Consider the following 26,386-nt stretch of genomic DNA (forward strand, 5'->3'; position numbering starts at 1 on the left):
GGTGGGCTTCCGTCGCTGACGGGGCGCGGACACGTTACTCCGAGGGGGCGCCATCCCCCTGCCCTGGAACGGGGCCGGGGCGCGCCACCTGCCGGGAGGATTCCGTCGCGTATATGAGGGCTGCTTATCTGACACCGCCTCATCGTCGCCACGTACTCCGTTGGCGCGCTTCCGATAAAGTGCCAACCTATGTCGGACTTCCGCCACGCCCGAGCTGCCCAGCGGGACGCCCGCCGCGCCCGAGCTGCGCCACCGGAAGCCCGCCAGGCCCAACCTGCGGACGTCCGCCGCACCGAACCTGTGCCGGACACCCGCCAAGCCCAACCTGCCCAGCCGGACACCCGCCAAGCCCAACCTGCCCAGCCGGACATCCGCCACACCCCGGAGGCGCCCACCCGCACCCAGGTCCTGGCCCCCGGCGAACGCATCGACGCGCACCGGCACGACAACCACCAGATCATTTACGCGGGTTCGGGGGTCGTGGCCGTCACCACGGACGCCGGTACGTGGTTCGCGCCCGGCACCCGTGCCATCTGGGTCCCCGCCGGCTGCGTCCACGCCCACCGCGCCCACGGCCACCTGGACCTGCACCTGCTCGGCCTGCCCGCCGACGCGAACCCTCTCGGCCTCGACGCTCCCGCCGTCCTCACCGTCAGCCCGCTGCTGCGCGAACTGATCCTCGCCTGCACCCGGACCCCGCACGAGGAGACCTTGGAGCGGCGGCGGCTGCGCGCGGTGCTCCTCGACCAGCTGCGTGCCTCGCCACAGCAGCCCGTCCAGTTGCCCACCCCCGCGGACCCGCGCCTCGCCGCCGTCTGCGACCTGCTGCACGGGTACCCCGCGGACGCGCGCGGCCTGGCCGAACTGGCAGCCGCCGTCGGAGCGGGCGAACGCACCCTCAGCCGTCTCTTCCGCCGCGAGCTGGGCATGACCTTCCCCCAGTGGCGCACCCAGCTCCGCCTCTACCACGCCCTGCGCATGCTGGCCGACGGCGCACCGGTCACCACGGTCGCGCACCGCTGCGGATGGGCCTCCACCAGCGCCTTCATCGATGTGTTCCGCCGCGCCCTCGGCTACACCCCCGGCACCCACAACCGCCGCGGTTGAGCCCGCGGCTGAGCCCGCTCGGTCGCGAACAACTTCCCTTCACGCACGCACCCTTGGCAGCACCAGTGCCATGTGAAATATTACTGCCGTGCTCACGGGACACCCTTCCGGACCACCGGAATTCTCGGACGTCATCGTCGTGGGGGCGGGGGTGGTCGGCGCGGCCTGCGCCTACTACGCCTCCCGCTCCGGCCTCCACGTCACCGTCATCGACCGCGGCCCCGTCGCCGGCGGCACCACAGGAGCGGGCGAGGGAAACCTCCTCGTCTCCGACAAGGAGCCGGGCCCCGAACTCGAACTGGCGCTTCTCTCCACCGAGTTGTGGCGTGACCTCGCGACCCAACTCCCTTCGTGCATCGAGTACGAGAGAAAGGGCGGCCTCGTCGTCGCGTCCACGGAAGGCGGGATGAACGCCCTGCGGGACTTCGCGGCGGAGCAGCGGCGCGCCGGCGTCGAGGCGGTCGAAGTACCCCACGACCGCCTCGCCGACCTCGAACCGTACCTGGCTCCCGGGCTCGCGGGCGGCTTCCACTACCCCCAGGACGCCCAGGTCCAACCCGCCCTCGCAGCCGCGCACTTGCTGCGGGCGGCGGACGGGAAGGGCCCCGGGCGCCTCACGCTGCGGCTCGGCGAGGAGGTCACCGCGGTCCTCACCGGGGCGAACGGCGAGGTGCGCGGGGTACGGACCCGGGCGGGCGAGGCGCGAGCACCGTACGTGGTGAACGCCACCGGCACCTGGGGCGGCCAACTGGCCGCTCTGGCGGGCGTGGAGCTGCCGGTACTCCCCCGGCGCGGCTTCGTCCTGGTCACGGAACCGCTGCCGCGCGTGGTGCGGCACAAGGTGTACTCCGCGGACTACGTCGCCGACGTCGCCAGCGGCTCGGCCGCCCTCCAGACCTCCGCCGTGGTGGAGGGAACCCCGGCGGGGCCCGTGCTCATCGGGGCGAGCCGTGAGCGGGTGGGCTTCGACCGCACCTTGTCCGTGGAGGTCCTGCGGCGCCTCGCGGCGCAGGCCACCCGCCTCTTCCCCGCACTCGCCGAGGTGCGGGCGATCCGCGCCTACGCGGGCTTCCGCCCCTACCTCCCCGACCACCTGCCGGCGATCGGCCCGGACCCACGCGTCCCCGGCCTGCTGCACGCGTGCGGCCACGAAGGCGCGGGCATCGGGCTGGCACCGGCGACAGGACTGCTCATCGCCGCCATGCTGACGGGTCGTGATACTCCGCTGAGTCCGGGGCCGTTCGCCCCTGACCGTTTCTCACGAGAGGCGTCCACGCCGCCCCTATGACTCACCTCGCTCGACTCGCCCACTGCATTCATTTCACTCAATGCCCCGACGTGCGCATCGGCCTCGGAGAGGAGCCAGCCCCATGACGCAGGACGACGACAGCAGGGCTCGCGGCGACCGGCCTCAGGGCAGCCGGACGCCGGCCAACCTCGTGGGCGCCACCTCCGGCACCACCTTCCCGATCACCTTCGACGGGCGTGAACTGGCCGCCTCGCCGGGCCAGTCCATCGCCGCCGCGCTCTGGTCCGCCGGGATCCTCGCCTGGCGGAACACCCGGGTGGGCGGCCGGCCGCGCGGCGCGTTCTGCGGGATCGGCCAGTGTTACGACTGCCTCGCCACCGTCAACGGCCACCCCAACCGGCGGGCCTGCCTGGTCACCGCCCGGCCCGGCGACGCGGTGACCACGCAGGAAGGGGACGGCCATGCCGGACTCGCCAGCTGAGGAGATGTACGACCTCGCGGTACTCGGCGCGGGCCCGGCGGGCCTCGCCGGTGCCGTCACCGCGTCCGAACTCGGCCTGTCGGTCGCTCTGTTGGACTCGTCCGGGCAGCCGGGCGGCCAGTTCTACCGACACCCCTCCCCCGCCGCGGGCGCCACCCGCCCCGAGGCCCTGCACCACGACTGGCCCGCCTTCACCGACCTCCGCGACCGTCTGGCGGCGAGCGCCGTCACCCCGCTCCTCGGCCACCACGTCTGGACGGTCACCCGCGAGACGCCCGGAACACCCGGAAGACCCGAGGCCCCCATGGAGGCCGGGGAGTCCGGGGCACAGTGGGTCATTCACGCGGTCACCGGCGAGGACGGCGCGGGCCTCACTACCCAGGCGGGAGCCAGGACAACCACCACCGGCAACCCGCACGGACAGCGACAGCGCCCCGCCATCGTCCGAGCCCGCGCCATCCTCCTCGCCACCGGCTCGTACGAACGTCATCTCCCCTTCCCCGGCTGGACCCTGCCCGGCGTCGTGAGCGCGGGCGGAGCCCAGGCGATGCTCAAGTCCGGCCTCGTGCTGCCCGGCAGGAACATCGTCGTCGCGGGCAGCGGCCCGCTGCTGCTCGCCGTGGCCGCCTCGCTCACCGCGGCCGGCGCCCGCGTCCCGGAGCTGATCGAGGCCTCCGGCTACCTCGGCTACGCCCGCCGCCCCGCCGCACTCGCCGCCAACCCGCACAAGCTCGCCGAGGCGGCGCTCCACGGCTCGGCCCTGCTGCGCCACCGCGTACGTCTGCGTACCCGCAGCGCGGTGACCGAGGCACACGGCAAGGACCGGGTGGAGGCGGTGACGGTCACCCGACTGGACCGCGCCTGGCGGCCCGTACCCGGCACGGAACGCCGCATCGCCTGCGACGCGCTCGCGGTGGGTCACGGCCTGGTCCCGCAGATCGACCTGGCGACCGCGCTCGGCTGCGCCACCCGCCGCACCCCCGACGGAACCCACGCCCTCGAACTGAGCCCCCTGCAAGAGACCTCGCTCCGGGGCATGTGGGCGGCAGGCGAGACCTCGGGCATCGGCGGAGCCGAACTAGCCCGAGTAGAGGGCGAGTTGGCGGCGCTGGCCATCACCGCCCGGCTGACCGGCACACCCCCCTCACCCGTCCGGCGCCTGCGCGCCCTGCGCCGACGCCGCGATCGCTTGCGCGCCTTCGCCGAGACGATGACCGGCGCGCACGCCCCCGGCCACGGCTGGACCCAGTGGCTCACTGACGACACCGACGTATGCCGCTGCGAGGAAGTACCGGCGGGACGCGTCCGTGCGGCCGTGAGCGACTACGGCGCCCGCGACGTCCGTACCGTCAAACTCCTCACCCGGGCGGGCATGGGCTGGTGCCAGGGCCGGATGTGCGGGGCGGCCGTGGCGTGCCTCGCCGCGCCGACCGTCACGGAGCCCACGCCCCCTGACCGACGCCCGCTCGCCACCCCCGTCTCCCTGGGCACGCTCGCCCACCTCCCGCCAGACCCGACAGACCCGACAGACCCGACAGACCCGACAGACCCGACAGAAGGGCACCCCTCATGACCTCCGCCACTTGGACCCCGGACCGCCCCTGGCGCGGCATCATGGTCGCCACCGCGCTGCCCCTCCGCGACGACCTCTCCGTCGACTACGACGCCTACGCCGAACACGTCCGCCACCTCATCGCGAACGGCTGCGACGGCGTGGTCCCCAACGGCTCCCTGGGCGAGTACCAGACCCTCACCGACGACGAACGCGCCCGCGTCGTACGTACCGCCGTCGAAGCGGCGGGCGACGGGGCGCGCGTGATGCCCGGCGTCTCCGCGTACGGCAGCACCGAGTCCCGCCGCTGGGCCGAGCAGGCGGCGGAGGCGGGCTGCGGCTCGGTGCTCCTCCTGCCGCCGAACGCCTACCGCGCCGACGAGCGGACCGTTCGCGCCCACTACGCCGAGGTCGCCAAGGCGTGGGTGCCCGTGGTCGCGTACAACAACCCCCTCGACACGAGGGTCGACCTGACGCCCGACCTGCTCACCCGGATCCACTCGGACGGCTCCATCGTGGCGGTCAAGGAGTTCAGCGGGGATGTGCGCCGCGCTTACGAGATCGCCGAACTCTCCCCGGAGCTGGACCTGTTGATCGGCGCGGACGACGTCCTGGTCGAGCTGGCCCTCGCGGGCGCGGTCGGCTGGATCGCCGGCTACCCGAACGCCTTCCCCGCCACCTGCGCGGAGCTGTACCACGCCGCCTGCGCCCGGGACCTGGACACGGCGCTCCCCCTCTACAAGTCGCTGCACCCGCTCCTGCGCCAGGACTCCAAGACCGAGTTCGTGCAGTCCATCAAGCTCTCCATGGACCTCGCGGGCCGTCGCGGCGGCCCGACCCGCCCGCCGCGCACCGCGCTGACCGGCGCCACGGAGGCACTGGTGCGGGCGGCCACCGAAAAGGCACTGGCGGCCGGACACCACTGAGCCCACACGCCACACGTGTTCCACCCCACCCCCTCCCTTTGCACCCCACCCCACCCCATCCCGTCTCGAGAGGAGCCCCATGCGTACCCGTCACGTCTTCCACGCCGTCGACTCGCACACCGAGGGCATGCCCACGCGCGTGATCACCGGCGGCGTAGGGGTGATCCCCGGCGCCACCATGGCCGAACGCAGACTTCACTTCATCGACCACCTCGATCATCTGCGCACCCTCCTGATGTACGAGCCGCGTGGCCACTCCGCGATGAGCGGCGCGATCCTGCAACCCCCGACCCGCCCCGACGCCGACTACGGAGTCCTCTACATCGAGGTGTCGGGTCTGCTGCCGATGTGCGGCCACGGCACCATCGGGGTGGCCACCGTGCTCGTAGAGACCGGCATGGTGCGGGTCACCGAGCCCGTCACGACGGTCCGCCTGGACACACCGGCGGGCCTGGTCTCCGTCGACGTACAGGTGAGCGACGGGGCGGCGACCTCGGTCACGTTCACCAACGTCCCCGCGTTCTGCGTCGCCCTGGACCGCAAGATCGAGGTGCCGGGTCACGGCACGGTCACCTACGACCTGGCCTTCGGCGGGAACTTCTACGCGTTCGTGCAGCTCGACGCGTTGGGGCTGCCGTTCGACCGCGCCCGCAAGGACGATCTGCTCGCGGCGGGCCTCGCCGTCATGGACGCGATCAACGCCTCGCCCGACCGCCCCACGCACCCCGAGCAGCCGGACATCGCCGGGGTGAAGCACGTCTACCTCGCCGCGCCGGGCTCGGACGCGCACCGCTCCCGGCACGCCATGGCGATCCACCCGGGCTGGTTCGACCGCTCCCCGTGCGGGACCGGCACCTCCGCGCGGATGGCCCAGCTGCACGCGCGCGGGGAACTCCCGCTGGACCGCGACTTCGTCAACGAGTCCTTCATCGGTACGGAGTTCACCGGCCGGCTGATCGCGCGCACGGAGGTGGCGGGCCTTTCGGCGGTCGTCCCCCAAATCACCGGACGGGCGTGGATCACCGGCACGGCCCAGTACTTCCTGGACCCCGACGACCCGTTCCCCACGGGCTTCGCTCTCTGACTCCCGTCGGCTCCCCGCCCACCCAACTGGCAACGTGACATTGTACTTTGGTGCTTCGCGCGGGCGCGGGAACCACCGGAGGGGAGCACCATGGGGCACCTGAAGCAGAAGAACCTCATCACCACCAGGGAGCGGCTGCGCGATCAGGTCGCCCACGCCTTGCGGGCCGCCCTGATCTCCGGCGAACTGCGCCCCGGCGAGATCTACTCCGCGCCCGGCCTCGCCGAGGACTTCGGCATCTCGGCGACGCCCGTACGCGAGGCGATGCTCGACCTGGCCCGCGAGGGCCTGGTCGAGCCGGTCCGCAACAAGGGCTTCCGCGTCACGGAGGTCAACGAACGCGACCTCGACCAGTACACGGAGATCCGCGCCCTGATCGAGATCCCGATGATCGGCCGCATCACCCGCAGCGCGGCCCGCGAGGACCTGGAGGTGCTGCGCCCGATCGCCGAGGAGATCGTGCGCGCCGCCCGCGACCACGACCTCATCGCCTACCTGGAGGCCGACCGCCGCTTCCACCTCTCCCTGCTCGCCCTCTCGGGCAACGACCGCCTGGTAGAAACGGTCGGCGACCTCCGCAAACGCTCCCGCCTCTACGGCCTCACCACCCTGGACGAACGCGACCAGCTGACCCCGTCGGCGGAGGAGCACATCGAACTCCTGGACCTGATGCTGTCGGGCGACGCGAAGGCGGCGGAGAAGTGCATGGCACGCCACCTGGGGCACGTGCGGTCGCTCTGGGCGACGTCCTGACGCCGCCGGCTGGGCCCGGCCGGACCGAGGCGAGGGTCGACCAGTCCTTATCGTGTTGACCGCCCCGGTCAGGCAGTGCTGGAGTCGGCCCGTGGACAGCATCCCCGCCAACCGGCGGCTCTGGAACCAGATCAGCAGTGCCTATCAGCACGAGCACGACCCTCAAATCGGCGCCGCGCCCCGGCTGTGGGGCATGTACTCCATCCCCGACGCCCACCTGCACGCCCTGGGCGACGTTACCGGCAAGCGCGTCCTCGAACTCGGCTGCGGCGCCGGCCAGTGGTCCAGGGCGCTCGCCGCCGAGGGCGCCACCGTGGTCGGGCTCGACCTGTCCGAAGCCCAGCTCGCCGCGGCGGCCCGCGCGATGGGAGCGGCCCGCTACCCCTTGGTGCAGGGCGCCGCCGAACACCTCCCCTTCGCCGCCGACAGCTTCGACCTGGTGTTCTGCGACTTCGGTGGACTCAGCTGGGCGCCCCCGCACCTGGCCGTCCCACAGGCCGCACGCGTCCTGGGCCGAGGCGGGCGCCTGGTGTTCAACGTCGCCAGCCCATGGTTCGAAGCCTGCTACGACGAAGCCGCGGGCCGCGTGACCACGACGCTGCGGAAGGACTACTTCGGGCTGAACACCATCGCCGAGGGCGACGACGCGACCAGCTATCAGCTCACCTACGGAGACTGGGTCAGGGTCCTGCGCGGCGCGGGCCTCATCATCGACGACCTCATCGAGCCCCGGCCCGAATTCGGAACACCCAACGGCTACAACGAAACCGACCCACCCGACTGGGCCCACAGCTGGCCGGCGGAACTGCTCTGGGTAACCCACAAACCGTAAGTCCGCGAAGATCACTCGGCGGGCTACGCCCTGAGCCGCAACGGCAGGCGCCGCGTTGGTCGCGCCACGGCCCAGAAACGCAGAAAACCCCAGATGAACTGGGGTTTTCGCTGGTGTCCGAGGGGGGACTTGAACCCCCACGCCCGTTAAAGGGCACTAGCACCTCAAGCTAGCGCGTCTGCCATTCCGCCACCCGGACTAGGTGTCTGCCGCCCTGCGGGGTGTTCCCCGCGGCGACATGGACAACAATACCAAGGTTTCGGAGTGCCTTTCACCTGCGTATCCGTCCGCCGACCACGGGATACACGGGCCGCCGCAGCACCCCGCCTACAGTCTCACCATGAGTGACGGGATGATTACCCCTACCCATCGGCCCCGCGTTCTGTCGCCCCTTCGCGAGCATCTGCGGGACACCATGTGGTTCGCGCCGACCGCGGGGCTCGTGGGCGCCATGGTGCTGTGGTGGGCCGCGGCGGAGCTGGACGCGGAGATCGTCCGCGCCTTCCGGGAGAGCCGGGACTACGACGCGATCAAGGATTTGATCGGCGTCGCCGACGATGCCAAGGCGGTGATCAGCACGATCGGCAGCGCCATGATGACCTTCATCGGTGTGGTCTTCAGCATCTCGCTGGTGGCCGTGCAGATGGCCAGCGGGCAGTTCAGCCCGCGGGTGGTGCGGCTGTACGTACGTTCGCGGATCACCAAGGCCACGCTCACCGTCTTCATGGCGACGTTCCTGTTCTCCCTGATGACGCTGACGTCGTTCGACAGCGAGCGGGATCCGCGCCTGGTGACGACGGTGCCGCTGCTCGAGTCGGTCCTGGCTCTGCTGATGGTGCTGCTGAGCCTCCTGTTGTTCGTGGCCTATGTGAACGGAACGGTCCGGATGATGCGGATCGGCTTCGTGATCGACCGGATCGCCCGGGAGGCGCTGCGGGTGGCGGTCAGGCAGCCGACCGAGCTGCCGGTGGACACCGGCGCGCTCGGCCCGGAGACCGCCCGGATCGCGCATCTCGGCAGGGCCGGGGTGCTGCGGGACGTGAACATCGCGCGGGCGGTGCGGGCCGCCCGGCGCCAGGGAGTCGTCCTGCGGCTGATCCCGCGCATCGGGGACTTCGTGGTGCCGGGGACGCCGGTGTTCACGGTGCACGGCGGGGCGGCGCCCCCACGGCGGGCCCTCAGGTACACCGTGTCGGTGGGGGTGGAGCGGACCTTCCACCAGGATCTCGGTTTCGGCCTGCGGCAGCTGTCCGACATCGCGCTGCGGGCCCTGTCCCCCGCGGTGAACGACCCGACCACCGCAGTGCAGGCCCTCGACCGGATCGTGCAGTTCCTGGCGTCGGTCGCCCGGCATCCGCTGGGCGCGCTCGGCCACCGCGACCGGCGCGGGGTGACGCGGCTGGTGCAGTCGGTGCCGGACTGGGCCGCGCTGGTGGATCTCGGATTCGCCGAGATCCGCGGGTGCGCGCTCGGCAATCCGCAGGTCACACGGCGCATGCTGGCCGGCCTCGACGACCTGCTGCTCCTCGCCCCCGAGGAGCGGCGCGAGCCCTTGCTCCGGCACCGGGAACTCCTCGCGCAGGCCGTGGAGCGCTGCGTGCCTCAGCCGGCCGACCGCACGTTCGCCCTGCGCCCGGACCGCCAGGGCATCGGCTGACGTCCGGTTTACCTCTGAGGTAATCGACGCCTCCCGGGGGCGTACCGCACGATGGTGGTCCGCCACCCCCCAGTGGAAGGTCGCCTCATGTCGGACACCCTGGCCCAGAACGATCCGCGCGCCCAACTGCTCTCCCTCGTCCCCTTCGCCGGGCACCTCGGCATCACCTTGGAAGAGGCGGGGCCCGACCGCGTGGAGGGCACCCTGCCGTGGTCACCGGAACTGTGCACGGTGGGCGGAGTGCTCCACGGCGGGGCGGTGATGACGCTCGCCGACACGGTCGGCGCGGTGTGCGCGTTCCTCAACCTGCCCGAGGACGCGGCCACTTCGACGATCGAATCCAAGACGAACTTCCTGCGGGCCGTGCGCTCCGGAACGGCCCGAGCCGTCGCCCGCCCGCTGCACATCGGCGGCTCCTTCATCGTCGTACAGACCGAGATGTACGACGATCAGGGGCAGCTGGCGGGTCAGACCACGCAGACGCAGGCGGTGCTCGGCGCCAGGAGCTAGGGCGCGTCCGCGAAGTCCCGTCGTTCGCCCGCAGGGCGGGCGTCGCGGCGTCCGGTGCGTGCTCTCGGCGTGGCGGCCGGAAGCCCTCGTACTGGGCGTACTTGGGCTTTCGGCCGAGACCAGCTTGGACAGGGCCATCGGGATGCTCGCCGCCGAGGTGTTCCCGGAGTCCACGACGTCGCGGGCGACGACGGCGTTGACCGCGCCGATGCGCTCGGCGAGCGGCTCGATGATGCGGAGGTTGGCCTGGTGCAGGACGAGTCCGGCGAGGTCGGCCGGGGTCAGTCCGGCGCGCTCGCAGGCCGCGCGGGCCAGCGGCGGCAGCTGCGTCGTCGCCCAGCGGTAGACGCTCTGCCCCTCCTGGGCGAAGCGCGGCGGGGTGCCCTCGATGCGGACGGCGTGGCCCATCTCGGGCACCGAGCCCCACAGCACCGGGCCGATGCCCGCCTCCTCGCCGGGCCCGCAGGCCTCGACGACGGCGGCGCCCGCGCCGTCACCGGTCAGCACGCACGAGGTGCGGTCCGTCCAGTCGGTGACCTCGGACATCTTGTCCGCGCCGATGACCAGGGCGCGCGTGGCGGCCCCGGCCCGCACGGTGTGGTCGGCGGTGGCGAGGGCGTGCGTGAAGCCGGCGCACACGACGTTGATGTCCATCGCGGACGGCGAGGGGATGCCCAGTCGGGCCGCCACGCGGGCGGCCATGTTCGGCGAGCGGTCGATGGCCGTGGAGGTGGCGACCAGGACGAGGTCGATGGCGTCGGGGGTCAGACCCGCGGCGGCCAGCGCCTTGCCGCCGGCGTGCGCGGCCAGCTCGTCGACCGGCTCCTCGGGCCCCGCGATGTGACGGGTGCGGATGCCCACCCGGGAGCGGATCCACTCGTCGCTGGTGTCGACCAGTCCCGCCAGGTCCTCGTTGGTGAGGATCTTGGCGGGTTGGTAGTGGCCGACAGCGGCGATGCGCGAGCCGTGCATGTACGGGTCCCCCTTGGTGCCGGAGATGTTGTGCCGGAGATGTTGGTGCCGGAGAAGTTGGTTGCGGAGAGGTTGGTTCCGGTGGTGCGGGACCCTCCAGTGTGGTCAGCGACTCACCGGTAACAGGACACGTAAAGCGACAGGAAAGGCACGCCCGCTTTGGATGCTTCTCATGATCCGGTCACCCTCCGATGGGCTGTGTGACCTTGTGTACGAGAATGGGAGCCCGGGGCCGCCCCGGCTGCCGACACGTACAGAACCGGGACTGATCAAGACATGGGACGAGTCACGGAGCGACGCAAGGTCATCCGGATCCGGGACGGGCACGTTTCCGAGCGGCCCGACACCCTGGTCGCCGAGGAGCCCCTGGAGATCCGGCTGAACGGCAGGCCGCTCGCCATCACCATGCGCACCCCGGGCGACGACTTCGCGCTCGCGGCGGGGTTCCTGGTGAGCGAGGGCGTCCTCGGGAGCGCCGCGGACCTGCGCTCCATCGTGTACTGCGCGGGTGCCACCGAGGACGGCTCGAACACGTACAACGTGGTGGACGTCAGCACCGCGCCCGACGTCGTCCTGCCCGACATCACCCTGGAGCGGAACGTCTACACGACCTCCTCGTGCGGCCTGTGCGGCAAGGCGAGCCTCGACGCCGTGCGCACCACCGCCCGCTGGCGGATCGCCGACACGCCCCCGGTCCGCGTCACGACGGAACTCCTCGCGAGCCTCCCCGACCGGCTGCGCGAGTCCCAGCGCGTCTTCGACCGGACCGGAGGGCTGCACGCGGCCGCCCTGTTCGACGAGGAGGGGCGGCTGCTCGACATCCGCGAGGACGTGGGCCGGCACAACGCCGTCGACAAACTCGTCGGCCGCGCCCTCCAGGAAGGCCGGCTCCCGCTGTCGCGCGCGATCCTGCTCGTCTCGGGCCGCGCCTCGTTCGAACTCGCGCAGAAGGCGGTGATGGCGGGCATCCCGCTGCTCGCCGCCGTCTCCGCCCCGTCCTCACTGGCGGTCGACCTGGCCGCCGAGACCGGTCTGACACTGGTCGGTTTCCTGCGCGGTTCCTCCATGAACGTGTACGCGGGCGAACACCGCGTCGCCCTGCGGTCCGCGACGGCCCAGGGATAACGGTCGGCGTCCCCGTCCCGGGCGAACCGGCCCCCCGGCTACCCGCCTGGGCCGTCACGCACCGTCCTGGACCCGACCGTCCTGCGCAACGCCGGAGATCCTGGTCAGCATCGCCAGGAACCGCTCGCGCTCGGCCGCCGAAAGGGGCGCGAGCAGTTCGTCGTTGGCCCGCTCGGCCGCCTCGGCGCAGCGCGTCACGAGCCGCTTGCCCTCGGCCGTGATCGTGATCGCGTTCTTGCGGCGGTCCTTGGGGTCGGGGGCGCGGTCGACGAGCCCCTGCGCCTGGAGGTCGTTGAGGACGCCGACCATGTCCTTGGGGTCGAGCCGGACGCTGCGGCCCAGCTCCGCCTGGGCGAGCGGGCCGAGGTCGGCGACGGCGGCCAGCACCACGTGGTGCCACATCTTCAGCCCCTCCTCGGCCAGCGCGTCGGCGACCAGGCCGCGGCCTCGGGCGGCTGCTCGGCCGAGCAGCCAGCTGGGGAGGGTGCGGATCGTGCTGGGGGCGGGCGGCGTCGTGGGCATGGGAGAAGCCTAGCGAAAATCATTGGACCACCCCACGATATGTCGTACCGTTGGGGCATCCAACGATTCCCTGTCCACTCTGGAGGTGGTGCGGATGCGTCGCGTCCGATACGAACGCAGCGGCGGCCCCGAGGTGCTGTTCCTGGAGGAGGCGCCCGTCCCCGAGCCGGGGCCCGGCGAGCTTCTCGTCCGCGTGGAGGCGGCCGGGGTGACGCTGCCCGTCGTCCGCAAAGTCCGCGAGCCCCGCGAACCGATCGCCCTCGGGGGTGAGATCGCGGGAGAGGTCGTCGCACTCGGCGAGGGTGTCACCGGCCACGCACCGGGCGACCGCGTCACGGGCCTCGTCTTCGGGCACGGCTACGCCGACTACGCCCTGCTCCACACCGCGATGGCCTCGCCCGTGCCCGACGGTGCGAGCGCGGTCGACGCGGTCGCGCTGGTCCGCTCCGGACTCGTCGCCCTAGGCGCGCTGGACGCCGCACGCCCCGAGCCGGGCGAGGCCGCGCTCGTCACGGCCGCGGCAAGCGGGGTCGGTCATCTCGCGGTGCAGCTCGCGAGGGTGAGGGGGGCCGGACGGATCGTCGGCGCCGTCTCCGACTCGCGCAAGGCGGGCTTCGTGCGCGGGCTGGGTGTCGACGACGTCATCACGTACGACCGTCAGGACTGGGGCGAGCCCGTCGACTACGCCCTGGACGCGGTGGGCGGCGAACTGCTCGCGCCCGCCGTCCAAGCCCTCGCCCCACACGGCCGGCTGGTGGCCTACAGCTCGGGCGGTGGCAGCGTGGCGGCCCACGACCTGCTTGCCGGCGCGAAGTCCGTCGTCGGCTTCCAGATCGCACTGATCGCGCGCGGCAAGCCCAACCTGTACGAGGCGTGGCGGCGGGAACTGTGGCGGCTGTACGCGGCGGGCGAGCTGCGGCCCGCCGTGCACGCGCGGTTCGCGTTGGAGGACGCGGCGCTCGCCCATGCGGTGATCGAGGGGCGGGGCAATCTCGGAAAGGTGGTCCTGATCCCGTGACGGCGGGAAGGCGGTCCTGGTCCCGTGATGGCAGGAAGGCGGTCCTGGCCCGTGACGGCCCGTCACCCCCCGGCCCGCGCGCGCCGGGAGCGGCGCGCACGGGCCCCCGGACGCACGGTTCTTGTGAGGTGTGGTGGGCCCCAGTACCGTCTGTGGCGCGCACGTAGGACGTGGGATGTCAGGACGTCCAGTCGCCATCGCCGTCGCCAGGAAAGGCGGGCCGCACCATGCCGTCGAGTTCGAGCCTCCCCGTACGCCTCAGATTCCTCAGATGGGCCGCCGCCGTGACCGCCGCGGTGAACGCGGCGGTCGTCGGCGCCCTGCTCCCCGCGCCCTCGGCGCGGGCCACGCAGGCGTCGGCCGAGCGGACACCGGTGTTCGAGCAGCAGGTGCTGTTCAAGGCCTCGCAGGATCCCGGGTACGCCTGCTTCCGCATCCCCGCCGTCGTACGGACGACGAAGGGCACCCTGCTCGCCTTCGCCGAGGGCCGCGTCAACGATTGCAGCGACGCGGGCGACATAGACCTGGTGCTCAAGCGGTCGCACGACGGCGGCCGCACCTGGGGTCCGCTCCAGGTCGTCAACGAGGGCGCCGGTGACACGCACGGCAACCCCGCGCCGGTCGTGGACCGAGGGAACGGGCGTGTCCTGCTGGCGGAGACGTACAACACCGGCCGCACCGACGGCGCGAACTGCGCGGTGCCGTGCGACCGCACGCCCCATATGCAGTACAGCGACGACGACGGCCGCAGCTGGTCCCGGCCGCGCGACCTGAGCGACGAGATCCTGCCGAAGGACTGGAACTCCTGGTACGCGACCGGCCCCGTGCACGGCATCCAGCTGTCCCGGGGCAAGCACGCGGGACGGCTCGCCTTCGCCGTCAACGCCGAGACGTGGGACGGCGGCCGGGTCACCGCCAACCACGCCGCCCTGGCCGTCAGCGACGACGGCGGCGACCACTGGAGGATCGGCGCCACCGACTCGTACCCGATAAGCGAGAACGGCGTCTTCCGCCAGAAGCCCTCGGAGATGACCCTCACCGAGCGGCCCGACGGAACCGTCTACGTCAGCGGGCGCGAGCAGGACGGCACCGACCTCGGCCACCGCTCGCACGCGGTGAGCCGCGACGGCGGCGACTCCTTCGCCGCGCCCTTCCGCGCGATCCCCGATCTGTACGCCCCGCAAGTGCAGTGCTCCACCTTGCGGTTCGGCAAGCGGATGCTGCTCGGCTGTCCCGGCGACCCCGACCGCCGCCGCACGATGCAGATCCGCTCCTCCTACGACGGCGGCCGCACCTGGGACAGCGTCGACCGGGGCACGACGGTGACCACGGACTGGTCCGGCTACTCCGACCTGGTGCGGGCCGACGGCACGCACGTCGGCCTGATGTACGAGGGCGGAGCGGTCGACGCGCGCGACGAGATCCGTTTCGCCCGCTTCACCGAGGACTGGCTGAAGCCGCGCCGGGGCCCGGACCCGACGACCCGCGACCACGCTCCGGGGGCCCGCCCCGCGGCCGTGCTCGGAGGGGCGCGCGAGACCGGCGGCCGCTTCGGCGGCGCCCTCTCCTTCGACGGCACCGACGACGCCGTACGACTGCCCTTCCGCCGTCAACTGCCCTTGGGTACGCGTGACTTCACCGCCGCTATGTGGTTCCGCTACTCCGCGACCTCCGGCGAGCAGCCGCTGCTCTGGATGGGCGGCATCGGCACCAACCAGCCGCAGGTGTGGCTGCGCGGCGAGCCCGCGAGCAACCGCGTCACCGGCCTGATCACCACGCGGGACGGCGGCACGCCCCCGAGGTCGGCGTCCGTGCGCACCACCAGCGCGTACAACGACGGCCAGTGGCACCACATCGTGCTGCGCCGCGGCGACGGGCGCCTGACGCTGTTCGTCGACGGCGCGTCCGTCAGCGCCGCCGACGTGCCGGGCTCGGTCGCCCGCAACTCGCCCTTCGGCGTGCACATCGGGCAACGGCTCGACAGTCGCGCTCACTTCACCGGGGCGCTCGACGAGGTAGGGGTGTACGACAGGGCGCTGAGCGACGCCGAGGTGGACACGCTGCGGGACACCGACGCCCTTGTGACACGGGACACCGTCGTCCGGCTTCCCATGGACCGCGTGCACGGCAGCAACTAACGTCCCGGGGATGTCCGACCAAGAGCGCCACGGCGGGGTGGGCGGCAGGATCTGGCTGGTCCTGCTGCTCGCCCTCGTCTGCGCGGCCGTCCTGCTCGTCGTCCTCCCCCGAGACGACCGGGGAGGCGACGGCAGCAGGGGATCGACGGCGTGCCGGCCCCGTACCGTGGCGTCCTGGTCCGCCGACGACAAGGTCACGGACGCGTTCGCGCGCTACGGCGACGACCCGACGCGGACCGACGACTGGACCGGCGGGGACGGCACCCACTCGGTCCGGCTGCCGGACGGGCGGGTGCTGTGGCTCTTCTCCGACACGCTCCTCGGCCAGGTCCACGCGCCGCCCAACTCGGCGGGACAGCCGCATGCCTGGCGCGACCCGAACGCGCCCATGGTCCGCAACTCGGCCGTGGTGATGTCCCGCTCCGGCACCCTGGAGCGCACCCTGCCCACCCCGCTCTTCAGCGACCCGGCGCCCCAGCAGTGGCGCTGGCCGGTGGCGGCGCGGGTCGAGCCCCGTACGCCGGGCTCGGACGAGAACGTCGTACGCGTCCTGCTGTGGAACCGCATGGCGAGCCAGGGCCCGTGGATCTACGGCGTCCCCCTGGCCACGGAGGTCGCCACGCTCTCCCTGCCGGATCTGCGCGTCGAGGGCATCGTGAAGGTGTCCGACCAGCAGCGGGTAGCGGATCCGGAGAAGCGGGTGCTGTACGGGGTGACGACCGTCGACGAGGACGGGTGGACGTACGTGTTCGGCGGCACCGACGCCCAGGCCGCCTCGCGCCCCTCCTCGGACGCCCATGTGGCGCGCGTCCCGCACGGCCGGCTCGCCGACGCCGACGCGTGGGAGTACTGGGACGGCGAGGAGTGGGGCGAGGGCCCGTCGCGGTCCGTGCTCGGGGACGGCGGGCGCAAGGGGGTGGGGAGCGCGTTCACGGTGGTGCGCGACGAGAGGACGTATGTGCTGTTCACCATGGCGGCGGGCGCCGAGGGCCTGACCGACGTCATGTCGTACTGGTCGTGCTCCCCCACCGGCCCCTGGCACGGCCCCGCCAAGGGCTTCGAGGCGCCCCTGCCGAAGGACAGCGCCGCGCGCCAGGACACGGCCGCCTACAACCCGCAGGTCCATCCATCGCTCGGCGGCGACGGCCGTGTGGCGCTCAGCTACGACGTCAACTGGCTGGACCCGGTGCCCGCGAGCGCGCAGGCGAACATCAACCGGAACGTGGCGCTGTACCGGCCCCGGTTCGTGTCGCTGCGGCTCGCGGAGTCCCGCTGACACCGGCTCCTGCGGACTCCGCCGCGTCGAAGTCCCGCGGATCGCGCGAGCGGCGCTTGGCGATGACCGCGCAGACCATGAGCTGCATCTGGTGGAAGAGCATCAGCGGCAGGACGGCGAGCGAGGCGTGCGCCCCGAACAGGACGCTGGCCATGGGCAGCCCCGCGGCCAGGGACTTCTTCGACCCGGCGAACTGGATCGCGATGCGGTCCCCGCGGCCGAAGCCCAGCCGCTTCGCGCCGTACCAGGTGAGCGTGAGCATCACGGTGAGCAGTACGGCCTCGACGCCGAGCAGCGCGAGCAGCCGCCACGGGGTCACCTGACTCCAGATGTTCTGCACCATGCCCGCGCTGAAGGCGGTGTAGACGACGAGCAGGATCGAGGCGCGGTCCACGTATCCGAGGACCTTCTTGTGCCGGGCGAGGAAGCCGCCCACCCAGCGGCGCAGCAGTTGCCCGGCGACGAACGGCACGAGCAGTTGCAGCACGATCTTGACGGCGGAGTCCGCCGAGAAGCCGCCGCCCCTGCTGCCGAGCAGCGCCGCGGCGAGCAGCGGGGTGAGCAGGATGCCGGCGAGGGAGGAGAAGGAGCCGGCGCAGATCGCCGCGGGGACGTTGCCGCGGGCCATGGACGTGAAGGCGATGGAGGACTGGATCGTCGACGGCACCAGGGTGAGGAAGAGGAAGCCGCTGTAGAGGGCGGGCGTCAGGACGTGGGGGACGAGGCCCTTCGCGGCGAGGCCGAGCAGCGGGAAGACGAGGAACGTACAGGCGAGGACCGTGACGTGCAGCCGCCAGTGCTTGAGCCCGTCGAGCGCCTCACGGGTGGAGAGCCGGGCACCGTAGAGGAAGAAGAGGAACGACACGGCGGCGGTGGAGGCCCCCGAGGCGACATCGGCGGCGGTGCCGCGGGCGGGCAGGAGCGCCGCGACGCCCACGGTCGCGAGCAACGCCACTATGTACGGGTCGACCGGCATCCAGGACGGCCACTTCAGGCGTTTCACGGGGCTCCATGCTTTCGGTGCGGGGTTCCGGTTCAGGGACGGAAGGTGCCTCCTCCCCATGATCCTCATGATCCTCCGCTCGGCGCGATCGGGAATCCCGTACACCGCTCTGACTGTCATCACGGACTGCGATGAGCGGGTCTAGGCTGACTCTCGTGTACGACCCTTCGCAGCTCCGCACCTTCCTCGCGGTCGCCCAGACGCTGAGCTTCACGCAGGCCGCGCGGCGCCTCGGCCTGCGCCAGTCGACGGTGAGCCAGCACGTGCGCCGGCTGGAGGACGCCACGGGGCGGCAGCTGTTCACGCGGGACACCCACAGCGTGGAGCTGACCGAGGACGGCGAGGCGATGCTCGGCTTCGCCCGCCGCATCCTGGCCGTGCACGAGCAGGCGGCGGCGTTCTTCACGCGGACGCGGCTCGGTGGGCGGCTGCGGTTCGGGGCGTCGGAGGACTTCGTCCTGACGCGGCTCACCGACATCCTGGAGTCCTTCCGGCACGACCACCCGGACGTCGACCTGGAGCTGACGGTCGAGCTGTCCGGCACCCTGCACGAGCAGCTCGACGCGGGCAAGCTCGACCTGGTGCTCGCCAAGCGGCGTCCGGAGGATCCGCGGGGCCAGCTGGTGCGCCACGACGAGCTGGTGTGGATCGGCTCCGAGCGGCTGCGCCTCGACCCCGAACGCCCGGTCCCGCTGATCGTCTACCCGCCCCCGGGCATCACCCGCGCCCTCGCCTTCGAGGCGCTGGAGCGGCGCGGCCGCGCCTGGCGTGTGGCCTGCACCAGCGGCAGCCTCAACGGCCTGGTGGCGGCCGCCCGTGCGGGCCTCGGCGTGATGGCGCACTCACGCGGCCTGATCCCGCCTGGCCTGGTCCGCGTCCCCGACCGGGCGGGCCTGCCGGAGCTGGGCGCGGTCGACTTCGTCCTGCTGCACGGCGAGCGACGCGCCGCCGACCAGGCCGCGGCCGACGCGCTGGCCGCGGCGATCCTGGCGGGCGGCGACCGGCTGCGGCGGGGCGGCCCTAACGCAGAGGGCGCGGGTAGGTGAGTTCCTTGAAGCGGCGCAGGAGGGGCGCCGACTCGATGTGCCGCACGCCGTCCAGCGGGCCGAGCGTGCCGCTCAGATAGGTGTACAGCTCCGCCGTGTCGCGGGTGATGACGGTCGCCATCAGGTTGGCGGACCCGGTGACCGCGGAGGCGTGGGCGATCTCGGGGTGCCCGGCCATCGCCCGCCCCACCTCGTCGAGGGCTCCGGGGGCGACGGTGACCCAGAGCATCGCGGCGGTGCCGAAGCCGAAGCGGGCGGTGTCGTACTCGGTGTCGATGTAGAGCGCGCCGGAGGCGAGCAGCGCGGCGACGCGGCGTTTGACCGCTGACTCGGAGCGGCCCGTGAGCCGCTGGAGTTCGGGGTAGGTGGCGCGCCCGTCGGCCTTCAGGGCGGCGACCAGGGGCTCGTCGTCGGGGGCGATGCTGACGGGGCCGGGGCCGGGGCCGGTCGACGGCTCGGCGGGGCGCAGGGCGGCGACCTGCTCGTCGCTCAGCGGGCGGTGCTTGCCGATCCAGCCGGTGCGTCCGCCGTAGAAGTTGCGCAGGAGCTGGTGTGCGGTGACTTCGACGAGTTCGCGGGTGCGCAGGAGCTTGCCGAAGAGCAGGTCGTCGTAGTCGCCCGGGGTGCGGGGCAGCGTCATGCAGACCACTTCGGTGCCGGCCGAGGTGAGGTGGACCCACGCCGTGTCGGGGCGGCGGGCCAGGGCGGCCGCGATCGCCTCGGCGCTGTCGGGCGCACAGCGCAGGCGCAGCATCCACTGGTCCCTGCCGAGCCGTGCGCTGTCGCGGACGCCGACGACGCGAAGGCCCGCCTCGGCGCGCAGGCGGCGAAAGCGGCGGGCGACGGTCTGGTCGGAGACACCGAGGACGCCCGCGACGCGGCTGAACGGGGCTCTGCCGTCGATCTCCAGGGCGTGCAGCAGCTTGAGGTCCAGTTCGTCGAAGGCTTCGGATTCCACCAGCAAGACCCTCTCACATGTCGGATTCGTGCACCCAGGCGACCGGAGACACCGGGATCGTTCGCCGCGGCCCCATCGTACGAGGAGGCGCGCACGCGTCACTCGCACGACGAGTCGGAGGACAGGAAATGCGTACATGGGGGCCGCTCACAGCGGTGTCTCTGGGGACGTTCATGCTGCTGCTGGACGTGACGATCGTGGTCGTGGCGCTGCCCGACATGGCGCGGGCGCTCGGTGCCTCGCTGAGTGACCTGCAATGGGTCATCGACGGGTACGCGCTCGCGCTGGCCGCGCTGCTGCTCGGCGTCGGCGCCGCGGCCGACGTGCTGGGCCGGCGGCGGCTCAACGTGGCGGGGACCGTGCTCTTCGCCGTCGCCTCGCTGGGCTGCGGCCTCGCGTCGGACGCGGAACTGCTCGTGGCGGCCCGCGCCGCGCAGGGCCTCGGCGCCGCGGCGATGTTCGCGACGACCCTGCCGCTGCTCGCCGCCGCCTACCAGGGCCGCGACCGGTCCGTCGCGCTCGGCGTCTGGGGCGCCGTGAGCGGGGCGTCCGCCGCGCTCGGGCCGATCGTGGGCGGGCTGCTCACCGCGGGGCCCGGCTGGCGATGGATCTTCTTCGTGAACCTGCCGGTGAGTGTGGCGTCGGTCTGGCTGACGCTGCGGGTCGTGCCGGAGTCCAAGGGCCCCGCCGGGCGCCGCGTCGACTGGGCGGGTACGGCCGCGTTCGCCTGCTTCGCGGGCGCGGGGACGTACGGCGTGCTGCACGGCGGGACCGGCGGCTGGACGTCGTCGCTCACCACCGCGGCCTTCGCCGTGTCGGCCCTCTCGCTGCTCTGCTTCGTTCTGGTCGAGCGGCGCGTCACCCATCCGCTCCTCGATCTGCGGCTGCTGCGCAAGCCCGCGTTCACCGGGGTGCTGCTCGGCGCGATCGGATACAACGCGGCGGCGTTCGGTGTCATCCCCTACCTCTCCATCTGGCTCCAGACCGTGCTCGGCATGAGTGCGGTGCGGGGCAGCCTGGTGCTGCTGCCGCTCGCGGCGACGTCGTTCGTCGTGGCGGCGGTCGGCGGACGGCTGCTGCACGGCGTGGCGCCGCGCCTGGTCATCGGCGGCGGGCTGCTGCTGATCGGGGCGGGCGGGCTGTGCATGGCGGTGCTCGACGCCGGGTCGTCCTGGCCGGCGCTCCTGCCGGGGCTGACGCTCGCCGGCATCGGTACGGGGCTGGTCGCGCCGGGCCTCGCGGGGGCCGCGCTCGCCGCGGTGCCGCCCGAGAACTCGGGGATGGCGGGCGGCGCGGTCAACACCTTCCGCCAGCTCGGTTACGCGGTCGGGGTCGCCCTGTTCGGCACGGTGCTGACCTCCCGTATGGCGGACTCGCTCGGTCATGACGCGGCGCACACCGTGGCGGGCGGTGGCGCCCCGGACCTGCGCGGCACGGTCTCCGAGCACTCGGTCCGGGCGGCTTTCGCGGCGGGCCTGAACGGGGCGTCGCTCGCGGCGGGTGTCGCCGGTCTCGTCGCGGGAGCGCTGGTGCTCGTCATGGTGCGTACGTCGCGTCAGCGGCCCCCGGCCACGGGAGACGGCGACGCGCGCCGGAAGGGGCAGGCGCAGGTCTGCACGCCGCGTACAGATTCGGTGGAGATTGCGCCACCGAAACTTACTCAAGCGTAAGTAATCTGTCCGGCCGTTCCCCTTGTGGCCGTATTTCCACCGGCTGACCAGTGCTGATGGCCCCCACCGGCCGCGCATCGACCCCCTCCCGCGGGGGCCGCGGCGTGGGGTACGGTCACGGCGCTGTGCGGAGCGCCACAAGGAGCATCATTGCGCGAGTTCTCGAACCCTCCGATGGCGTCGGCGCCACTGGTGGGGGGCCTTGCCGACGCCGTCTTCGACCATGCCGCCGAGGATCCGACGCGCATCGCCCTCGGCCGCAAGACCGACGGACAGTGGCAGGACGTCACCTCGGCCCGTTTCCGCGACGAGGTGCTCGCCCTCGCCAAGGGGCTGATCGCGCACGGCGTACGGTTCGGCGACCGCGTGGCCATCATGTCCCGTACGCGCTACGAGTGGACGCTCTTCGACTTCGCGCTGTGGTCCATCGGCGCCCAGGTCGTGCCGGTCTATCCGACCTCCTCGGCCGAGCAGGTCGTGTGGATGCTGCACGACGCGCAGGTCAGCGCCGCGATGGTCGAGCACGAGGACCACGCGATGACGATCGGCTCGGTCATCGACCGGCTGCCGCGGCTGCGCAGGCTGTGGCAGCTGGACGCCGACGCCGTGGGTGAACTGAACGGCGCGGGCCGGGACATCGCCGACGAGGTGGTGCACCGCCACCGCCGTGCGGTCACCCCCGACTCGATCGCCACGATCATCTACACCTCCGGCACCACTGGGCGGCCCAAGGGCTGTCTGATCTCCCACGCGAACTTCATGTTCGAGGCGGATGTGATGGTCGAGCGCTGGGAGCCGGTCTTCCACGCCAAGCGCGGCGACGAGGCCAGCACGCTGCTCTTCCTGCCGCTGGCGCACGTCTTCGGCCGGATGGTGCAGGTCGCGGCGGTGCGCGGCCGGGTCAAGATGGGGCACCAGCCGAACCTCAACGCGGCGGCGCTGCTGCCCGATCTGGCCGCGTTCCGGCCGTCGTTCATCCTGGCCGTGCCGTACATCTTCGAGAAGGTCTTCAACGCGGCGCGGCGCACAGCGGAGAGGGACGGCAAGGCGGGCCCGTTCGACAAGGCCGTCGAGTGCGCGGTGCGGTACGCGGACGCCCTGGAGGCCAAGGCCTTCGGGGCGGGCCCCGGTCCTTCGGCGGGGCTGCGCATGCAGCACCAGCTCTTCGACAAGCTGGTGTACTCCAAGGTGCGCGAGGCGATGGGCGGCCGGGTGCGGCACGCGATGTCGGGCGGCTCGGGCATGGACCGGCGGCTCGGCCTGTTCTTCGCGGGCGCGGGCGTGACGGTCTACGAGGGGTACGGCCTGACGGAGTCGACGGCCGCCGCGACCGCCAACCCGCCCGAGCGCACCCGCTACGGCACGGTGGGCCAACCTATTCCGGGTACGACGGTACGCGTCGCGGAGGACGGCGAGGTCTGGCTGCGCGGCGGCAACATCTTCCAGGGCTACCTCAACGACCCGGCGGCGACCGACGCGACGCTGCGGGACGGCTGGCTCGCCACCGGTGACCTGGGCTCGCTCGACGAGGACGGCTATCTGACGATCACCGGGCGCAAGAAGGAGATCCTGGTGACCTCGGGCGGCAAGAGCGTCTCACCGGCCCAGTTGGAGGAGCGGGTGCGCGATCATCCGCTGGTCGCGCAGTGCATCGTCGTCGGCAACGACCGCCCCTACATCGCCGCGCTCGTCACGCTGGACGCGGAGGCGGTGGAACACTGGCTGACCATGCGGCGCAAGCCCATGCTTCCGCCCGGTGAGCTGGTGCGGGACCACGATCTGGAGACGGAGGTGCGGCGGGCCGTCGTCGCCGCCAACACCCTTGTCTCGCAGGCCGAGTCCATTCGTACGTTCCGGATACTGGCGCATCAGTTCAGCGAGGAGCACGGGTTGCTGACGCCCTCACTGAAACTCAAGCGGAAGGCCATTGAGCAGGCCTACTCGACCGAGGTCGAGGCGCTCTACCGGTCCTGACGTCACCGCTGCGTCCGGAACGCGTCCGGAATGTGTCTGGAATGTTTGCTTCCGTTCAGGAATGCGGCGCGAGCCCCGATCGTTGACCATGGACGTACCACCCGACGACTTGAAGGATCGAGAGCTAGTGAGCAAGGTCCCCCCGATCATCCTGAACAACGGCGTCGAGATGCCCCAGCTCGGCTTCGGTGTCTGGCAGGTGCCGGACGACGAGGCGCAGGGGGCTGTCACGACCGCCCTGGAGGCCGGGTACCGCAGTATCGACACCGCGGCGATCTACGGCAACGAACAGGGCACGGGCAAGGCCATCGCCGCCTCCGGCGTGCCGCGCGAGGAGCTGTTCGTCACGACGAAGCTCTGGAACACCGACCAGGGCCACGACTCGGCGCTGCGCGCGTTCGACGCCTCGCTGGACAAGCTGGGTCTCGACTATGTGGACCTGTACCTGATCCACTGGCCGATGCCCTCCAAGGACACCTACGTCGATACGTACAAGGCCTTCGAGAAGCTCCACGCAGACGGTCGCGCCAGGTCCATCGGCGTGTCGAACTTCCTGCCCGAGCACCTGGAGCGGCTGATCTCCGAGACGTCCGTCGTCCCGGTCGTCAACCAGATCGAGCTGCACCCGCACCTCCAGCAGCACGCCTCCCGCGAGTTCCACGCCGCACAGGGCATCGCCACCGAGGCGTGGTCGCCGCTCGGCCAGGGCAAGGGGCTGCTGGAGATCCCGGCGATCGTCGCCATCGCCCGCAAGCACGGGCGCACGCCCGCGCAGATCGTGCTGCGCTGGCACGTCCAGCTGGGCAACGTCGTGATCCCGAAGTCCGTGACCCCGTCGCGGATCAAGGAGAACATCGACGTCTTCGGCTTCGAACTCGACCCCGAGGACATGGCGGCGATCTCGGCCCTGAACGAGGACCGGCGGCTCGGCCCGGACCCGGTGACGTTCGACGAGGCGTAGTCGACAGGGCCCGCCTGCGCGGACCCTTCGGGGTCAGCGCAGGCGGGCCCAACCGCTTGGCGGGGCCGGTCCGTCCGCGGGCCCTGACGGTCGCCAGCGCCGGACGGCCGGATAGGAGGCGCTATTCGTCGCCTTGCGGGCCCCGCGGTACGTCGTGGGGTATGCCCTGCTCGGCATCCTGGCGCCGTGCCGGCTGAGTCGGGGCGTCCGTCGCGGGCGTGCCCTGGGACGCGGTCTCGCGCGACCAGGTCAGCCGGACCGTCAGATGACCCTCGGTCGATGTCTTCGCGATGACGGCCCCCGCCGCAGCGGTGAGCTTGACGCCGAACTCCAGCTCGATGGCGTCGGGGTCGAGCGCCCGCTCCCGAAAGGTGCGCAGCGCGGAGAGCGCGGCCCCGCGCACATGCCCGAGCGCCGCCTCGAACCGCCCCTCGACCTCATGGACCTCTTCGCCCTCTCCCCGCCGTGACACCGACCGGAACCCCGGGTCCCTGGAGTCCACCTCGACCACGACGGGCCCCTCGTCGGACTCCCAGCGGATCAGCTCACTCACGTACGGCTCCCCCCTCCGGACCCGACCGGCCCCGTCGCTGCCTGAAAGGTAGCGTCAATCCTTGACCGCCACATACACCGTCTGCGCCGTCAGCACGAACAGGTCGGGGCGGTGGTGCAGGCTCTGGGGGTCGTTCTTGTCCAGGAGGCGGTCGATGGTCGCGAGGTCGTCGGGGGTGAAGCGGTCCTCGTGCATTCCGCGGCGGCGGGTGAACTCTTCGAGGACGTGGGCGCGGGCCGTGTCGGAGAGCGGGGCCGGCAGGTCGAGGAGGAAGCTGCGGGTGGCCACGTGGCGCAGGCCCGCGCCGTTGAGGAGAGCGGGCCAGTCCTCCGCCGCGTCCTTCGAGCCGGGCAGTCCCGCGCGCATGCCGGTGAACCACTCCTCGTCGGTGGCTTCGAGGCGGGCGAGGAGGCCGGGGCGGCCGAAGCCGATGTCCCGGGGGAGGTAGCGGGTGCCCAGGCCGCCCTCCAGGAGGGCGATCGCGCCGCCGGGTGCGAGGCGCTCCGCGAGGGCGTTGAGCGCGGCGCCCTGGTCGCCGACGTGGTGCAGGGACCTGCACAGCCACAGGAGGTCGGCGGCCGGTACGTCGTCGATGGCGTCGGGGAGCGCCGCGCGCACCGTGTCGAAGCGGTCGGTCAGGCCCTCGCGGGCGGCACGTTCGCGGGCCCGTTCGAGGAGGGGTTCCTCGGGGTCCGCCGCGACGATCCGCGCCTTGGGGAAGGAGTCGGCCAGCAGGAAGGAGATGGCGCCGGGGCCGCTGCCGACGTCGACGACGACGCCGGGCTCCGGCACCCAGGTGCGCAGCCAGGCGGCCGCCTCGCCGTACATCGGCGCCGCGATCTCCGCGTAGCGCTCCAGCATGGTGCCCATGGTGGCCCAGTCCATGTCCTCCCCGTCATGGCCGTGCCCGTGCCCGTGGCTGTGGCCGTGGCTGCCCTCGCCGGGGGTCTGGCCCTGGCTCTGCCCCTGATTCTGTCCGTGCGTGTGCTGGTGCCCCATCGCTGTGCCGCCTTCCCGTT

Annotated in this window: 23 protein-coding genes, 1 tRNA gene and 1 pseudogene; 18 read left to right on the forward strand and 7 right to left on the reverse strand. The window is 72.2% G+C overall.

The features are described 5' to 3' along the window. Window positions 1-189 precede the first annotated feature (189 nt). The 8 genes from IG54_RS0130520 to IG54_RS0130555 all read left to right on the forward strand — a co-directional run bounded on the left by IG54_RS0130520 (window position 190) and on the right by IG54_RS0130555 (window position 7,984). Window positions 190-1,107, forward strand: a complete 918-nt coding sequence (locus IG54_RS0130520) for a helix-turn-helix transcriptional regulator (protein WP_078594715.1) — start codon at window positions 190-192, stop codon at window positions 1,105-1,107. Between the two features lie 88 nt (window positions 1,108-1,195). Then, complete coding sequence (locus IG54_RS0130525; protein WP_078594716.1) at window positions 1,196-2,395, forward strand: NAD(P)/FAD-dependent oxidoreductase; 1,200 nt, start codon at window positions 1,196-1,198, stop codon at window positions 2,393-2,395. 82 nt (window positions 2,396-2,477) lie between these two features. Continuing rightward, a complete protein-coding gene (locus IG54_RS0130530; RefSeq protein WP_051820169.1) occupies window positions 2,478-2,837 on the forward strand; it encodes a (2Fe-2S)-binding protein in 360 nt (119 codons plus the stop codon). Further along, complete coding sequence (locus IG54_RS0130535; RefSeq protein ID WP_030791868.1) at window positions 2,818-4,410, forward strand: NAD(P)/FAD-dependent oxidoreductase; 1,593 nt, start codon at window positions 2,818-2,820, stop codon at window positions 4,408-4,410. Before IG54_RS0130530 ends, IG54_RS0130535 begins: the two co-directional genes overlap by 20 nt. Beyond that, window positions 4,407-5,315 (forward strand): dihydrodipicolinate synthase family protein, encoded by a 909-nt coding sequence (locus tag IG54_RS0130540; RefSeq protein WP_030791871.1) that lies wholly within the window; start codon window positions 4,407-4,409, stop codon window positions 5,313-5,315. The genes IG54_RS0130535 and IG54_RS0130540 overlap by 4 nt, the downstream gene beginning before the upstream one ends. 79 nt (window positions 5,316-5,394) lie before the next feature. Continuing rightward, window positions 5,395-6,399, forward strand: a complete 1,005-nt coding sequence (locus IG54_RS0130545; RefSeq protein WP_030791874.1) for a proline racemase family protein — start codon at window positions 5,395-5,397, stop codon at window positions 6,397-6,399. Between the two features lie 90 nt (window positions 6,400-6,489). Then, window positions 6,490-7,152: a GntR family transcriptional regulator gene (locus tag IG54_RS0130550; RefSeq protein WP_030791877.1), complete on the forward strand. Its 663-nt coding sequence runs from the start codon at window positions 6,490-6,492 to the stop codon at window positions 7,150-7,152. A gap of 91 nt (window positions 7,153-7,243) precedes the next feature. After that, window positions 7,244-7,984: a class I SAM-dependent methyltransferase gene (locus IG54_RS0130555; RefSeq protein ID WP_030791881.1), complete on the forward strand. Its 741-nt coding sequence runs from the start codon at window positions 7,244-7,246 to the stop codon at window positions 7,982-7,984. A 111-nt stretch (window positions 7,985-8,095) separates the two neighbouring features. Here the strand turns inward: IG54_RS0130555 and IG54_RS0130560 are convergent. Next, window positions 8,096-8,183: transfer RNA gene (locus tag IG54_RS0130560), tRNA-Leu, on the reverse strand. A 141-nt stretch (window positions 8,184-8,324) separates the two neighbouring features. Between IG54_RS0130560 and IG54_RS0130565 the strand changes: the two genes are divergently transcribed. Both IG54_RS0130565 and IG54_RS40770 read left to right on the forward strand, forming a co-directional pair. Continuing rightward, the gene (locus tag IG54_RS0130565) at window positions 8,325-9,641 is read left to right on the forward strand and encodes a DUF2254 domain-containing protein (protein WP_030791885.1); all 1,317 of its coding nucleotides are present in this window, start codon (window positions 8,325-8,327) and stop codon (window positions 9,639-9,641) included. 87 nt (window positions 9,642-9,728) lie between these two features. After that, window positions 9,729-10,151, forward strand: a complete 423-nt coding sequence (locus IG54_RS40770; protein WP_078594718.1) for a PaaI family thioesterase — start codon at window positions 9,729-9,731, stop codon at window positions 10,149-10,151. Between the two features lie 117 nt (window positions 10,152-10,268). On the opposite strand, the pseudogene IG54_RS0130570 reads toward IG54_RS40770, so the two are convergent. Further along, a pseudogene (locus IG54_RS0130570) lies at window positions 10,269-11,123 on the reverse strand (beta-ketoacyl-ACP synthase III); the annotation flags it as partial. Between the two features lie 276 nt (window positions 11,124-11,399). On the opposite strand from IG54_RS0130570, the gene fdhD reads away from it, so the two are divergent. Continuing rightward, window positions 11,400-12,248, forward strand: coding sequence for a formate dehydrogenase accessory sulfurtransferase FdhD (gene fdhD, locus IG54_RS0130575; RefSeq protein ID WP_030791892.1), 849 nt, complete (start codon window positions 11,400-11,402; stop codon window positions 12,246-12,248). A 54-nt stretch (window positions 12,249-12,302) separates the two neighbouring features. Here the strand turns inward: fdhD and IG54_RS0130580 are convergent, their stop codons facing one another. Further along, the gene (locus IG54_RS0130580; protein ID WP_030791896.1) at window positions 12,303-12,770 is read right to left on the reverse strand and encodes a MarR family winged helix-turn-helix transcriptional regulator; all 468 of its coding nucleotides are present in this window, start codon (window positions 12,768-12,770) and stop codon (window positions 12,303-12,305) included. Window positions 12,771-12,864: 94 nt separating this feature from the next. Here IG54_RS0130580 and IG54_RS0130585 point away from each other — a divergent pair, with 94 nt between their 5' ends. The 3 genes from IG54_RS0130585 to IG54_RS0130595 all read left to right on the forward strand — a co-directional run bounded on the left by IG54_RS0130585 (window position 12,865) and on the right by IG54_RS0130595 (window position 17,202). Further along, on the forward strand, window positions 12,865-13,788 hold the full coding sequence (locus tag IG54_RS0130585) for a quinone oxidoreductase family protein (protein ID WP_030791899.1): 924 nt from the start codon (window positions 12,865-12,867) through the stop codon (window positions 13,786-13,788). A gap of 227 nt (window positions 13,789-14,015) precedes the next feature. Continuing rightward, window positions 14,016-15,926, forward strand: coding sequence for an exo-alpha-sialidase (locus IG54_RS0130590; RefSeq protein ID WP_030791901.1), 1,911 nt, complete (start codon window positions 14,016-14,018; stop codon window positions 15,924-15,926). A gap of 10 nt (window positions 15,927-15,936) precedes the next feature. Then, window positions 15,937-17,202, forward strand: a complete 1,266-nt coding sequence (locus tag IG54_RS0130595; protein ID WP_030791904.1) for a DUF4185 domain-containing protein — start codon at window positions 15,937-15,939, stop codon at window positions 17,200-17,202. On the opposite strand, the gene IG54_RS0130600 is transcribed toward IG54_RS0130595, so the two are convergent. After that, window positions 17,138-18,205, reverse strand: coding sequence for a bile acid:sodium symporter family protein (locus IG54_RS0130600; protein WP_030791907.1), 1,068 nt, complete (start codon window positions 18,203-18,205; stop codon window positions 17,138-17,140). The two genes, IG54_RS0130595 and IG54_RS0130600, sit on opposite strands and share 65 nt — an antisense overlap. Before the next feature lie 155 nt (window positions 18,206-18,360). Here IG54_RS0130600 and IG54_RS0130610 point away from each other — a divergent pair, with 155 nt between their 5' ends. Further along, window positions 18,361-19,251, forward strand: a complete 891-nt coding sequence (locus tag IG54_RS0130610; RefSeq protein WP_030791910.1) for a LysR substrate-binding domain-containing protein — start codon at window positions 18,361-18,363, stop codon at window positions 19,249-19,251. Here the strand turns inward: IG54_RS0130610 and IG54_RS0130615 are convergent. Further along, window positions 19,226-20,215, reverse strand: a complete 990-nt coding sequence (locus tag IG54_RS0130615) for an Lrp/AsnC family transcriptional regulator (protein ID WP_030791913.1) — start codon at window positions 20,213-20,215, stop codon at window positions 19,226-19,228. The two genes, IG54_RS0130610 and IG54_RS0130615, sit on opposite strands and share 26 nt — an antisense overlap. 122 nt (window positions 20,216-20,337) lie before the next feature. On the opposite strand from IG54_RS0130615, the gene IG54_RS0130620 reads away from it, so the two are divergent. From IG54_RS0130620 to IG54_RS0130630, 3 genes are all read left to right on the forward strand, one after another. After that, entirely contained in the window at window positions 20,338-21,879 is a 1,542-nt protein-coding gene (locus IG54_RS0130620) for an MFS transporter (RefSeq protein WP_078594719.1), read from the forward strand. 174 nt (window positions 21,880-22,053) lie between these two features. Next, window positions 22,054-23,853, forward strand: a complete 1,800-nt coding sequence (locus IG54_RS0130625) for an AMP-dependent synthetase/ligase (protein WP_037898027.1) — start codon at window positions 22,054-22,056, stop codon at window positions 23,851-23,853. Window positions 23,854-23,941: 88 nt separating this feature from the next. After that, a complete protein-coding gene (locus tag IG54_RS0130630) occupies window positions 23,942-24,814 on the forward strand; it encodes an aldo/keto reductase (protein WP_051820171.1) in 873 nt (290 codons plus the stop codon). A 121-nt stretch (window positions 24,815-24,935) separates the two neighbouring features. On the opposite strand, the gene IG54_RS0130635 is transcribed toward IG54_RS0130630, so the two are convergent. Both IG54_RS0130635 and IG54_RS0130640 read right to left on the reverse strand, forming a co-directional pair. Then, window positions 24,936-25,367 (reverse strand): CU044_2847 family protein, encoded by a 432-nt coding sequence (locus IG54_RS0130635; protein ID WP_063756282.1) that lies wholly within the window; start codon window positions 25,365-25,367, stop codon window positions 24,936-24,938. A gap of 54 nt (window positions 25,368-25,421) precedes the next feature. Continuing rightward, complete coding sequence (locus tag IG54_RS0130640) at window positions 25,422-26,366, reverse strand: class I SAM-dependent methyltransferase (RefSeq protein ID WP_030791928.1); 945 nt, start codon at window positions 26,364-26,366, stop codon at window positions 25,422-25,424. Between the last annotated feature and the right edge of the window lie 20 nt (window positions 26,367-26,386).

Source organism: Streptomyces sp. NRRL S-920 (assembly GCF_000717945.1).
In the GTDB taxonomy this organism is placed as follows: Bacteria; Actinomycetota; Actinomycetes; order Streptomycetales; family Streptomycetaceae; genus Streptomyces; species Streptomyces alboniger.

What these genes read in the sequence shown, in the direction of transcription:
- IG54_RS0130520 (WP_078594715.1), top strand. Translation starts at nt 190, where the DNA reads ATGTCGGACTTCCGCCACGCCCGAGCTGCCCAGCGGGACGCCCGCCGC.
- IG54_RS0130530 (WP_051820169.1), top strand. Translation starts at nt 2,478, where the DNA reads ATGACGCAGGACGACGACAGCAGGGCTCGCGGCGACCGGCCTCAGGGC.
- IG54_RS0130535 (WP_030791868.1), top strand. Translation starts at nt 2,818, where the DNA reads ATGCCGGACTCGCCAGCTGAGGAGATGTACGACCTCGCGGTACTCGGC.
- IG54_RS0130540 (WP_030791871.1), top strand. Translation starts at nt 4,407, where the DNA reads ATGACCTCCGCCACTTGGACCCCGGACCGCCCCTGGCGCGGCATCATG.
- IG54_RS0130545 (WP_030791874.1), top strand. Translation starts at nt 5,395, where the DNA reads ATGCGTACCCGTCACGTCTTCCACGCCGTCGACTCGCACACCGAGGGC.
- IG54_RS0130550 (WP_030791877.1), top strand. Translation starts at nt 6,490, where the DNA reads ATGGGGCACCTGAAGCAGAAGAACCTCATCACCACCAGGGAGCGGCTG.
- IG54_RS0130565 (WP_030791885.1), top strand. Translation starts at nt 8,325, where the DNA reads ATGAGTGACGGGATGATTACCCCTACCCATCGGCCCCGCGTTCTGTCG.
- IG54_RS40770 (WP_078594718.1), top strand. Translation starts at nt 9,729, where the DNA reads ATGTCGGACACCCTGGCCCAGAACGATCCGCGCGCCCAACTGCTCTCC.
- fdhD (WP_030791892.1), top strand. Translation starts at nt 11,400, where the DNA reads ATGGGACGAGTCACGGAGCGACGCAAGGTCATCCGGATCCGGGACGGG.
- IG54_RS0130580 (WP_030791896.1), bottom strand. Translation starts at nt 12,770, where the DNA reads ATGCCCACGACGCCGCCCGCCCCCAGCACGATCCGCACCCTCCCCAGC.
- IG54_RS0130585 (WP_030791899.1), top strand. Translation starts at nt 12,865, where the DNA reads ATGCGTCGCGTCCGATACGAACGCAGCGGCGGCCCCGAGGTGCTGTTC.
- IG54_RS0130590 (WP_030791901.1), top strand. Translation starts at nt 14,016, where the DNA reads ATGCCGTCGAGTTCGAGCCTCCCCGTACGCCTCAGATTCCTCAGATGG.
- IG54_RS0130595 (WP_030791904.1), top strand. Translation starts at nt 15,937, where the DNA reads ATGTCCGACCAAGAGCGCCACGGCGGGGTGGGCGGCAGGATCTGGCTG.
- IG54_RS0130620 (WP_078594719.1), top strand. Translation starts at nt 20,338, where the DNA reads ATGCGTACATGGGGGCCGCTCACAGCGGTGTCTCTGGGGACGTTCATG.
- IG54_RS0130625 (WP_037898027.1), top strand. Translation starts at nt 22,054, where the DNA reads ATGGCGTCGGCGCCACTGGTGGGGGGCCTTGCCGACGCCGTCTTCGAC.
- IG54_RS0130630 (WP_051820171.1), top strand. Translation starts at nt 23,942, where the DNA reads ATGGACGTACCACCCGACGACTTGAAGGATCGAGAGCTAGTGAGCAAG.
- IG54_RS0130640 (WP_030791928.1), bottom strand. Translation starts at nt 26,366, where the DNA reads ATGGGGCACCAGCACACGCACGGACAGAATCAGGGGCAGAGCCAGGGC.